We start from the raw sequence: 11,467 nt of genomic DNA on the forward strand, positions 1-11,467 counted from the left end.
CTTGTCTCCGGCCACCTCGAACAGACCCCGCCGCGCGGGCCGGACGCGCCGGCTCTCCATCGCCGCCGTCGCGCTCGTGTCCGCGGCGGTGACCCTCCAGCCCACGGCGTCCGCCGTCGGATCCCCGGCCGGGGAAAAGACGGTCAGCCCGCACTCGGGATCCCTCTCCGCGAGCATCCGCTATACCGAGTACGGCATTCCGCACATCACCGCCGGGAATTACACCGGCCTCGGATTCGGATCGGGCTGGGCGCAGGCGGCCGATCAGGTCTGTGTGCTCGCCAATGGCTTCCTCACCCTGCGCGGCGAGCGGTCCCTGCATTTCGGCCCGCGGGCCCGGCCCGCGAGCGGGTACACCGAGGCCCGGACCAATCTCTCCAGCGACCTCTGGTTCCGCGGGCTGCGCGATGCCGGGACCGTCCGGAAACTGCTGACCGCCCCGCCGCCCGTCGGGCCCGGGAAGAACACCCGGGACATGCTGCGCGGCTGGGCCCGCGGCTACAACGCCTGGCTGGCACAGAACGAGATCAAGGACCCCGCCTGCCGGGGGAAGTCCTGGGTCACCCCCGTCACCGCCGAGGATCTGGCCGTCCTGGGCCACGCGCTGAATGTGACCGCGGGCCATGGCCTCGCCGCCGAGGCCCTCTCCTCCGCCCGCCCGCCCTCCGGCGCGGGCGCCGGAAAGCCCCCGAAGCCCCCGAAGCCCGCGAGGGCCGACCTGGCCCAGGCCGCACGGGAGGCCAGGGCCGCCCACGGCCGCGTCATGCCGGGCCTGGGCTCCAACGCCGTCGCCCTGCACGGCTCCACCACGGCCAACGGCCGCGGTCTGCTGCTGGGCAACCCCCACTACCCCTGGCAGGGCGGACGCCGATTCTGGCAGTCCCAGCAGACCATCCCGGGCGAGCTGAATGTGGCGGGCGCCTCCGTCCTCGGCTCCCCGGTGATCAACATCGGCCACACCGACAAGGTCGCCTGGAGCCACACCGTCTCCACCGGAGTCACCGTCAGCCTGCACGAGCTGAAGCTCGATCCGGCCGACCCCACCGCCTACCTCATCGACGGCCGGCGCGAGCGGATGGCCAAACGCACCGTCACCGTCCCCGTCGGGGATGGCGAGACCGTCACCCGCCACCAGTGGTGGACCCGGTACGGCCCGGTCGTCACCTCGCTGCCGTATCTGGGCCGCACACCACTGCCCTGGACCACCACCTCCGCGTACGCGCTCAACGACCCCAACGCCGCCCATCTGGGGATCTGGGACAGCGCGCTCGCCCTCGCCGGCTCCCGCACCACCGGTGAGATGCGGGCAGGGCTCGGCCGCGTCCAGGGTCTGCCCTGGCTGAACACCATCGCGGCGGACTCCCGCGGCGGCAGCCTCTTCACCCAGTCGCAGGTGGTCCCGAGGATCACCGACGAGCTGGCGGAGAAGTGCTCCACCGCCCTGGGCCGTGCGACCTACCCGGCCGGCGGACTCGCCGTGCTCGACGGCTCCCGCACCGGCTGCGCCCTCGGCCGCGACCGGGACGCCGCCCGCCCCGGGATCTTCGGCCCCGCTCGGATGCCGACCCTGCGGAACGCCCCGTACACCGTCAACTCCAACGACAGCGCGTGGCTCGCCCACCCGGACCGTCCGGTCACCGGCTATGAGCGGGTCTTCGGTGACACCGCCACCGCCCGCAGCCTCCGCACCCGGGGCGGCACCGAGGACCTGTCCGCACTCACCGAGCGCGGCGGGGTGCGGCTGAAGGACATCGAGCGGCACCAGTTCGCCAACCGGGCCCCGGCCGGGGACATGGCGGCGGCCGATGTGGCGCGCGCCTGCGCCGCCCTGCCCGGCGGCACCGCGGCGGCCTCGGACGGCACCCGGATCGATGTCTCGGCCGCCTGCCCGGTACTGCGCGCGTGGGACCGGAAGATGAACACCGGGAGCCGGGGAGCCCTGCTCTTCGACCGGTTCTGGGAGCGGCTGACCGACCGTGTGCCCGAGGACGAGCTGTGGCGTACGCCCTTCTCCGCCTCCGACCCCGTCCGCACCCCGCACACCCTGGACACCGGCAGGCCCGCCGTGGCGACCGCGCTGGCCGACGCCGTACAGGAACTGCGTGCCATGGGGGTCGCGCCGGACGCGAAGTGGGGCAGCCACCACTTCGTCGAGCGGACCGGATCCCGTATCCCGCTGCCGGGCGGCTCGCACACGCTCGGGGTCTGGAACTTCATCGCCTCCGAGTGGGACCCCGCGGCGGGCGGATACCACGACGCCGTCCACGGCTCCAGCTACATCCAGGCGGTGACCTGGGACGGCTCCGGCTGCCCGGTCGCCCGCACCCTGCTGACCTACGGCCAGTCGTCCGATCCCGGCTCGCCGCACTCGTCCGATCAGACCCGGCTCTTCTCCCGGGAGAAGTGGGTCACCCCGCGATTCTGCGAGGCGGAGATCAACGCCTCGCCCGAGCTGAGGAGGGTGGTCGTGCGCGAACACCGCTGACCGGCCGCCGGCGTCCGGTTGCCCGCCCCCGCGAAGGGGGCGGGCAACCCCGGTCCGGAACCCCGGTCCGGAACCCCGGTCCGGAACCCCGGTCCGGAACCCCGGCCCGGGTTCCGCCGGGGAGGCCGCATACCCCGCGTACCCCGGCGACACTGATCGCTGCCCGTGCGCCCCTCGGTGCCGCCGGTCTCGCCGTACCGCCGTACCGCCGTCCACGCCGTCGGCCGCTGCGCTCGCCGCTCCGGAACGGCGGTCGGCGGTGTGCCCCTCGACAGCCTCCGACGGGGCCCGGCCCTCCGCTCGCGGTGCCGGTGACGCTCCCCGTACTCCCGCTCGGCCCCGGCGCCCGGCGCGAGGGCGATTCCGCCGGGGCGGAGACCGCGGCCCACGCCGTCCACCGGAGTGGCCGCGCGGCGCCAACGCGCCGATCCCGGCCCCATCGCGGAACCGCGGGGAAGACGTCGCGGAGGGCGCGCTCGCTCTCCGGGAGGAAGGTCTCGCCGTCCTTCGCGCCACCGGCGAACCGAGGGGCTGCCCGGCGCGACCGCCTCGCCTTCAGCCCCTGCGGCGCCTTACGAAATGATCACGGCCCCCGGGGAGTGCCGAGCGCGGTGGCCTCGGACAGCCGGGACCGCGCCGCGGCGGCCTGCGGTCCTGACAACGTTGGCCCGGTGAAGCCGGCCGGGCCGCGGCCGGGCCGTGCTCCGGCCGGCCGTGGGCACGGTCGCGCGTTTGCTCTTGGCGCGGGCGAAGGCCGCCCCGCGGGGGAACGGCTCCCGATACGGTGCCGGCGCCGCCGAATCCCGACGGGCCCCGGCCATGCGGGAGACCTCGCCCGGACGGCCGGAGTCCGCACCGGTGGCGCGGAGAGGACCGGTGGGCGTACGGGTGCCCTCGCCCGCCGGCCGGGCGCCATCCCGCACGGGTCGCGCCGCGACCGGACCATCGCACTCCGCCGGTCGGCGTACGGACGCCCCCCGTTGGAGCCCGTGTCGCGGACCGGAGCCCCGCGGTGCGCGGCCGGGGCACCGTCCGGGCCGGGCCGCGGCCAGGACAGCCCTGGCAGCGAAGGATCTCTGTTCGCTTCTGCGACCGCACGCACGGTCCGCCGGGGTGAAGTCACCGGCCGCCGGGAGCCGTGGAACGGCGCCGGGCCACGGACCGGACCGGGCGCACGGCGGACGCGCCCCAACCCCCGCCCCGTCGCGGCGGCCCTTTCCGGAATCCGGCGGGCGCGCCCCGGACCGCGGTTGAATCGGTACCGTGCGGGCACTTGTCCCGGACCGCTCGCATCGAGTTCAATGCGGCTCCGCACACGTCCGTGACTGTTGCCAAGGGGGAGGGGCGAGGATGACCACGGAACCGACCGGTTCCTCATCACCCGCGTCCAGACCGGGCCCGCCGCTGCCCGGATCAGGACACCGGTCGCCCGGCGGGCGCAGAAACGGAACCCTCGCGGTGGTTGGGGCGATCACCGGAGTCGTCGGTCTGTATCTGGTGTTCAACGGCGTCCCCTCCTGGGTGACTCCGCCCGCCGAGGACACGGCGGTGGTGGCCACGACACCCCCGCCGGTCGCGTCGGCGCCGTTCCCGGCGGGCACGGACGCGCCCGAGGACGGCCCGGCACCCACCACCGAGGTTCCGCTCACCGGTATCGAGTCCGTCAATGGACTCGGCACCTGGGAGCGCGGTCCGGTGACGATGGGCGGCAAGCGGTACGCCGACGGCATCGCCACCAGCTCCGGCTGGGACGTGATGATCTTCAGTACCCGTGAGGAGTACAAGAGCCTCACCGTCATGGTGGGACTCGCCGACGGCTCCGCGGACCACTCGGCCACGGTGACCTTCAAGGACGGCCGGCGGACGATCGAGAGCGTCCCCGCCGCCCTCGGGAAGCCGGTCCGCGCGACGGTGGACCTCACCGGGGTCGTCACCCTGCGGATCACCGCCGAACCCACCGGCGGCAAGACCCCCACGATCGCCCTCGGCGATCCCGTGCTCCACGGCGGCTGACCCGCCCGGGGGAGCGCACTCACCACACGGCCGGCCGGGGGCGGGAAGCCCCCGGCCGGCCGCCGGTCAGCCGCCCAGCCGGGCGTCCTCGCGAGGTGCGCTCGGTGCCGCCACGAGCGGGTTCGCCGGCGGGACGCTCGCCGCGGGCACCGGCGGTACCGCCTTTCCGCCCAGCTCACGGTCGAGCCGGCGCACCGCGACGGCCGCGGGCAGCGCCAGCAGCACCGCGATCGCCACACCGCCGATGAACCACTCCGAGGCGCCGTTGGCGTCCGCCTGGGTGGCGGCCACCGGGGCGATCCCGCCCAGCACCGCCGAGGTCAGCGCGTACGGCAGTCCCATGCCCAGCGCCCGGATCCGGGCCGGGTAGATCTCCGAGAGCAGCTTGGGAAGCACGATGCTCGCGCACACCAGATAGGTGGCGCCGGTGCCGTACGCGAGCACCAGACCGGTGACGGTCGCGTCCATGCTCAGATACGCCCAGACACCCACCGTGGCCATGCCGACCGCCGCCACCGAGAGGAAGCGGGCCGCCCCCACCCGGTCGGCCAGCAGGCCGAGGGGCACCTGGAGCAGGATTCCCGTGCCGGTGACGGAGACAATCACCCAGAACATGGTCTCCGGACCGGCCAGGCGCTGGCCCATCGCCGGAACCACCGTGGTCCAGCTGCCGGCCACACAGCCCAGCCCGGCCGCGAACATCATCGACACCACCACATTGCGGCGGTAGCGGGTCAGCAGCAGCCGCAACGAACCCCGTGAGGCGTGGGTCCGCGCCTCGCGCTGGAACACCTCGGTCTCGGCGAGCTGATTGCGCGCCAGCAGCAGCAGGATCCCGAGCACACCCCCGATCAGGAACGGCACCCGCCAGCCCCAGGAGGTCATCCCGTCCTTCCCGAGTACGCCGGTCAGCACACCCCCGAGCAGTGAGGCGGTGAAGGCGCCGCCGACCGTGGTGAGCGAGAAGAGGCTGCCGTAGAGGCACCTCCGCTTCGCCGGCGCCATCTCCATCAGATAGGCGGTCGCGGACGGCCACTCACCGCCGGCGGAGATGCCCTGCGCCATCCGCGCCACCAGCAGCAGGACCGGAGCGAACCACCCGATCTGCTGATGGGTGGGGCTGACGGCGATCAGCAGGGAACCGGCGCCCATCAGGGCGATGGAGAGCATCAGGGCCGGCTTGCGCCCGCGCCGGTCGGCGAGCCGGCCCAGGAGTATCCCGCCGAGCGGTCTGACCAGCACCCCTATGCCGAGCACCGTGAACGCCCCGAGCAGCGAGGTCACCGGGTTGGACGAAGGGAAGAACTGTGCCGCGAAGAGCGGTGCGAAGAGTCCGAAGGCGAGCCAGTCGAAGGACTCCACGAAATTGCCCACCACGGTCGCCGCGACCGAGCGGCGGTGCGACTGCGGCCGGCGCGGCGCCTCGGCGCCGGACGCGGCGTTGAGCGTACTGGTCATGGGGTCCCTCCTCACACTGCCGACGGGGTGGACAGGCCACGGCCGTAGCCCTGGCCGACGATGCGACGGGCCGCCTCGTCATAGAAGGCCGGATCCGCCGGGATGGCGGTGTCCAGGCAACTCACATAGCGGTTGAACAGGCAGAAGGCCGCGGCGATCAGCACCGTGTCATGGATGTCGGCGTCCTCGGCACCCTCCTTCCGGGCCTCGGCCACCGCCTCGGCGGAGACCGGCCGGGCCGCCTCCTGGACCTCGGCCGCGATCCGCAGCAGGGCCCGCAGCCGGGGACTCACCGGAGCCGTTCCGGGATCCCGGAACACCGCGGCCACCGTGTCGGCGCCCCCCTCCAGCTGGGCTCCCGCCGCCGCGCCGTGGGTCCCGGAGCAGAAGGCGGTCTTGTTGAGCTCCGAGACGTACGCGGCGATCAGCTCCCGCTCACCCCGGCTCAGCGAGGCCGGTTCGCGCAGCAGGACATTGGCGAGCTGATTCAGCGGGGCGGCGGTGTCCGGCCGCTGGGCCAGCAGGCCCCGGATCCCCGGATGGTCGTTGTTCAGCGTGATGTGCGGCATATACGGCACGTCCTCGGAGGTCGGGCTCGGCAGAGGGAACTCATGCTCCCGATCCGGCCCGGGCCGCCCAACTCCCAGATTGCCGGATCGGGCGTCCGCATGGCCGGATCCGAACCTTCCGCTCCGGCCCGCCACGACACCGGGCCCGCTGCCCCGGTATCAGCCATGAGCAGCGAGGACTTACGCGCACGCCCGTCCCCCGGCGGCGCCGAACGGCACCGATTACCGCCGGACGGCCTCTCTTCGGCAGGATGGGGCCATGACCGAGATCCGTACCCCCCGCCTCATCCTCCGCCGCTGGCACGACGACGACCTCGCCCCCATGGCGGAGATCAACGCCGACCACGAGGTCATGCGCTGGACCGGCGACGGTTCGGCCATCGGCCTCGACGAGACGGCGGAGGAGATCGAGCGCTGGGAGGAGGAGTGGGACGACGAGGGTTTCGGTGTCTTCGCCGTCGAGCTGCTGGCCTCCGGCGAGCTGGCCGGCGCGGTCGGGCTGACCGTCCTGGACTCCCTCCCCGGCACCCACTCCGCCGTACGGATCTGCTGGCGGCTCGGCAGCCCCTTCTGGGGCCAGGGGTACGCCTCCGAAGCGGCCCACGCCACGCTGGAGTTCGCCCTCCAGGACCGGGGCCTGGAGCGGGTCATCAGCGTCAGCCGGGCGGGCGACGACGCCTCGGGGAATGTGATCCGCAAGCTCGGCATGGAGCTGGAGCGCGAGGCGACCGACCCGGAGCACGGCCACGCGCTCAACATCCACGCGATCGACCTCACCGAGTACGAGGGCTGACCGGGCGGTGTGCCCCGTGCGCCGCCCCGGCCGGCGGCCCGCGGGCACCGCGCCGGGACGGGGCACACCGCCCGGCGGAACCCGCGCATCAGGCGCTCTCGGTCACCCGGGCCACGAAGCCGTCCAGATTCTCCGACATACGGCCGATGCGCTCGTCCAGAGTCAGGGACTCCTCATAGCGGCCCGACCGCAGCCTCGGCTGCCGCTTGCCGCGCAGATACAGCGAGCAGGCGAGGTCGGCACAGACATAGAGACCGACGGTGTTGCCCGCACGCCCGCGCGCGCCCGCCAGGGGGGCGGCGAACAGGGTGACGCCGGAGGACGCATGCCCGGTGAGGCAGAGCTGGCACAGACTGGACTTCACCGCACTGGTGCGGCCCACCGCCGGAACACGCAGCGCGATCCCCAGCGGACCATCGGCCCGGGGCAGTACGAGATGGGCCCGCAGCGGCGCCCCCGGATCCACCCAGCCCAGGAAATCCAGCTCACCCCAGGGAAGTTCGGCGAAGTCGAGCGGCAGCTTGAGCCGCGCCGCCTCACCCTTGGTGCAGTTGACGAACGACGACCGGATCTGATTCTCACTGAGCGGTTCCACGGGCCCCGACCCTATGCGACGCGGAATCATGGCGCACTCTGATTAATCGGCACGATTCGTCCGCAGGGGCCCCGGCCCCCGGCCCCCGGCCGGGACCGCGCGGGTCCCGGAGGGGAAGCCGCTCCCTCCGGGACCCGCGCCGGCCGCCGCCGTCAGCGGACGGGCTCGGTCTCCTCCGCGCCGGGACGCTCGAACTGCGTGCGGTACAGCTCCTCGTACCGGCCCCCGGCCGCCAGCAGTTCGGTGTGCGTGCCGCGTTCGGCGACCCGGCCGTCCTCGATCACCAGAATCAGATCGGCCGCCCGCACGGTCGACAGCCGGTGGGCGATCACCACCGCCGTACGCCCCTCCAGCGCCTCCGCCAGCGCTTCCTGCACCGCCGCCTCCGAGGTGGAGTCCAGATGCGCCGTCGCCTCGTCCAGGATCACCACCCGCTGACGGGCCAGCAGCAGCCGGGCGATGGTCAGCCGCTGGCGCTCGCCGCCGGAGAGCCGGTAGCCGCGTTCGCCGACGACGGTGTCGAGACCGTCGGGCAGCGAGGCCACCAGGCCGTCGAGCCGGGAGCGGCGCAGGGCGTCCCAGATGTCGCTCTCCGCGGCGTCGGGCCGGGCGAGGAGGAGATTGGCGCGTACCGACTCGTGGAAGAGATGCCCGTCCTGGGTGACCATGCCGAGGGTCTCGCGGATCGAATCGGTGCTCAGATCGCGGACGTCGACGCCATTGAGGCGGATGGATCCGGCGTCGGTGTCGTACAGCCGGGGCAGCAGCTGCGCGATCGTGGACTTGCCGGCCCCGGAGGAGCCCACCAGGGCCACCATCCGACCGGGCTCGGCGCGGAAGGAGACGTCGTGCAGCACGGTGGTGCCGCCCCGGGTGTCCAGGGCCGCGACGTCCTCCAGCGAGGCGAGCGAGACCTTGTCGGCGCTCGGGTAGCCGAAGGTGACCCCGTCGAACTCCACCGAGACCGGCCCGTCCGGCACCCGCAGGGCATCCGGCTTCTCGGCGATCAGCGGCTTCAGATCCAGGATCTCGAAGACCCGCTCGAAGCTCACCAGGGCGCTCATCACCTCGACCCGCGCCCCGGCCAGCGCGGTCAGCGGGGCGTAGAGACGGGTGAGGAGCAGGGCGAGGGCGACCACGGCGCCGGGTTCGAGGCTGCCCCGGAGCGCGTAGTGGCCGCCCAGTCCGTAGACGAGGGCCAGGGCCAGCGCGGACACCAGGGTGAGGGCGGTGATGAACAGGGTCTGCGCCATGGCGGTGCGGATGCCGATGTCATGGACCCGGCGGGCGCGGGCGGCGAACTCGGCGGACTCGTGGGCCGGCCGCCCGAAGAGCTTGACGAGGGTCGCCCCGGGGGCGGAGAACCGCTCGGTCATCTGGGTGCCCATGGCCGCGTTGTGATGGGCGGCCTCGCGCTGGAGACCCGCCATCCGTGCCCCCATCCGCCGGGCCGGGATGACGAACACCGGCAGCAGGACCAGGGCGAGCAGGGTGATCTGCCAGGAGATGCCGAGCATGACCGCGAGGGTCAGCAGCAGGGTGACGAGGTTGGAGACCACACCGGAGAGGGTGTTGCTGAAGGCCCGCTGGGCGCCGAGTACGTCGTTGTTGAGCCGGCTGACCAGGGCGCCGGTCCTGGTGCGGGTGAAGAAGGCGACCGGCATGCGCTGGACATGGTCGAAGACCGCGCTGCGGAGGTCGAGGATCAGCCCCTCGCCGAGGGTGGCCGACAGCCGCCGGGTCAGCAGTCCGAGGGCCGCCTCGGCGACCGCGATCACGGCGATGAGCACGGCGATCCCGGTGACCGCGGAGCTCTCGCCGCCCCGCACTATCTCGTCGACGACGCGGCCGGCGAGGACCGGGGTGGCGACCGCGACCAGGGCGGTGACCACGCTGAGGAGCAGGAAGTGAAGAATGCGGCGGCGGTGGGGGCGGGCGAATTCGCCGATACGGCGCAGTGCGGCCCGGGAGAAGGGCCTGCGGTCCGCCTGGGCGTTCATCGCGCTGTGCAGCGATGTCCACGCGGTGACTTCCATGTCCATGTGTGCCTCCGGAATGTGGGGGGCCGGTGTTCGGGTCCCGTCGGCCGGTGCGGCTCCGGGGCGCACACAGAACGCTAAAACCTCAAGCAAGCTTGGGGTCAAATCCGGCCGGGCGGGCCGGACGGGAGGGGCGTGGCTCGCCCCCACCTCATCCGGCCCCGGGTCCCGGCGGAAGAGTGCCTACTTCAGATGGACCACGGGCTGAACGGCGCTGGAGGGCGCGTAGAGCTCGCCGCCCGCGAACTCCACCCGCACCTGATCGGGCCAGAGGGAGGGGGAGATGCCGGGCTTGGAACAGGTGAAGAGCCCGGCGTCGTCGGTGGTCATCTCGCAGGAGCCGACCGGATCGCCGGAGCGGAGGAAGGTCGCCGTGACGATCGCGTACGGCACACCGCTGATCTCGGCCTCCCGTTCCACCAGGATCCCCTCCCCTTCCAGATTGCCGTTCTCGATCACGATGTTGAACCGGAGGGAGACCATCGACGTGGGCATGGGGACATTGGCCCGTACGGCAGCCGCGGCGGCCGGGGCCGTCGCGGTCGCCTGCGGGGCTCCGGTCCACAGCGCGGCGCCGGCCGCCGTGGCGACGACGACGGCGAACAGACCGCGGAGCCGGAACCGGGACCGGGTGGTACGGGACGCTGACGGAAGACGCATCGCTCTTCAACTCCTGGGAAGGACAGGGGACCGGAGCCGGGAAACCGCCACGGGATGGCCCGGGGCCGCGGACCGGAGCCCACCGACGGGGAAGATCGTTCACCCGCCGGGAGCGCCGCCGCGCCGAAACGCGCGCGGCTGAATCCTTTCGTGGGAACCACCCCCCCGACTCTTCACCCTTTCGAGGCCCGGCGGGCGGGCCCGGTGGACGCCGATGGGCGGGCCCGCCCGTGCTCGGGCCCGTCCCGGCCCGGCTCACGGAAAGGCGTCCCGGAAGACCCGTCCCAGCCGGCCGCCGGGATCCCGCTCCCCGCCCCGGACCGGTGCGTGCACACGGAAAAGCCCCCGGGGTGTGCACCCCGGGGGCTCCTCGCCGTACGGTTCAGACCGTTTCCCGCGGGCCCGGCAGGATCCGCGGGAGTCGGCCTAGTCCTTCTTGAGAAGGACTCCGAAGCGGTCGTCGTAACTGTCGCTCTTCCCCTCGAGGGTGAAGGACAGCTTCCGCCGCTCCCCCTTGAAGGTCACCTCGACCCAGACCGACTTCACCGGTTCACTGAAATCCGCCGTCATGGGCTGCTGGGCGAGATCGCCCCACTCCTTCACCCATGCCCGGGCGGCCTTCTCGGCCCCGCCGTCGTCCAGGGACAGCTTCGCCAGCCCCTTCGCGTCCTTCGCCTGAAGACGGGCCAGGACGTGTTCGGCGGCGGAGAGCGACCCGGGGGTCGGGCTGCCCGTGACGCTCAGCTGAAGGCTGGAGATGCCGTCCCGGGCGCGCTGCGGGGTCTTGTCCGTGTCCAGGGCGTCGCACGCCCCGAGGAACAGCACCGCCGCGAGGGCACCCGACGTCATTCCTGC

9 protein-coding genes are annotated in these 11,467 nt (G+C 73.2%); 3 read left to right on the top strand and 6 right to left on the bottom strand.

What is annotated here, in order from left to right; genetic code table 11:
- Window position 1 precedes the first annotated feature (1 nt).
- Both AAFN69_RS13170 and AAFN69_RS13175 read left to right on the top strand, forming a co-directional pair.
- The gene (locus AAFN69_RS13170; RefSeq protein ID WP_347728624.1) at window positions 2–2,485 is read left to right on the top strand and encodes a penicillin acylase family protein; all 2,484 of its coding nucleotides are present in this window, start codon (window positions 2–4) and stop codon (window positions 2,483–2,485) included.
- A gap of 1,458 nt (window positions 2,486–3,943) precedes the next feature.
- Complete coding sequence (locus AAFN69_RS13175) at window positions 3,944–4,498, top strand: NPCBM/NEW2 domain-containing protein (protein ID WP_347728625.1); 555 nt, start codon at window positions 3,944–3,946, stop codon at window positions 4,496–4,498.
- Between the two features lie 66 nt (window positions 4,499–4,564).
- Here AAFN69_RS13175 and AAFN69_RS13180 read toward each other — a convergent pair whose 3' ends face one another.
- Both AAFN69_RS13180 and AAFN69_RS13185 read right to left on the bottom strand, forming a co-directional pair.
- Entirely contained in the window at window positions 4,565–5,956 is a 1,392-nt protein-coding gene (locus AAFN69_RS13180; RefSeq protein ID WP_347728626.1) for an MFS transporter, read from the bottom strand.
- An 11-nt stretch (window positions 5,957–5,967) separates the two neighbouring features.
- Window positions 5,968–6,525 carry a peroxidase-related enzyme gene (locus AAFN69_RS13185; protein ID WP_347728627.1) on the bottom strand — a complete coding sequence of 186 codons (558 nt, stop codon included), beginning with the start codon at window positions 6,523–6,525 and terminating at the stop codon, window positions 5,968–5,970.
- 259 nt (window positions 6,526–6,784) lie between these two features.
- On the opposite strand from AAFN69_RS13185, the gene AAFN69_RS13190 reads away from it, so the two are divergent.
- Window positions 6,785–7,318: a GNAT family N-acetyltransferase gene (locus AAFN69_RS13190; protein ID WP_347728628.1), complete on the top strand. Its 534-nt coding sequence runs from the start codon at window positions 6,785–6,787 to the stop codon at window positions 7,316–7,318.
- Between the two features lie 88 nt (window positions 7,319–7,406).
- On the opposite strand, the gene AAFN69_RS13195 is transcribed toward AAFN69_RS13190, so the two are convergent.
- The 4 genes from AAFN69_RS13195 to AAFN69_RS13210 form a co-directional block, all read right to left on the bottom strand.
- On the bottom strand, window positions 7,407–7,913 hold the full coding sequence (locus tag AAFN69_RS13195; RefSeq protein WP_347728629.1) for an FBP domain-containing protein: 507 nt from the start codon (window positions 7,911–7,913) through the stop codon (window positions 7,407–7,409).
- Window positions 7,914–8,065: 152 nt separating this feature from the next.
- Window positions 8,066–9,955, bottom strand: coding sequence for an ABC transporter ATP-binding protein (locus AAFN69_RS13200; RefSeq protein ID WP_347728630.1), 1,890 nt, complete (start codon window positions 9,953–9,955; stop codon window positions 8,066–8,068).
- Between the two features lie 180 nt (window positions 9,956–10,135).
- The gene (locus AAFN69_RS13205) at window positions 10,136–10,612 is read right to left on the bottom strand and encodes a hypothetical protein (RefSeq protein WP_347728631.1); all 477 of its coding nucleotides are present in this window, start codon (window positions 10,610–10,612) and stop codon (window positions 10,136–10,138) included.
- Window positions 10,613–11,038: 426 nt separating this feature from the next.
- On the bottom strand, window positions 11,039–11,461 hold the full coding sequence (locus AAFN69_RS13210; protein ID WP_347728632.1) for a hypothetical protein: 423 nt from the start codon (window positions 11,459–11,461) through the stop codon (window positions 11,039–11,041).
- Window positions 11,462–11,467: the final 6 nt, after the last annotated feature.

The organism is Streptomyces sp. CAU 1734 (assembly GCF_039888735.1).
Taxonomy (GTDB): Bacteria; Actinomycetota; Actinomycetes; order Streptomycetales; family Streptomycetaceae; genus Streptomyces.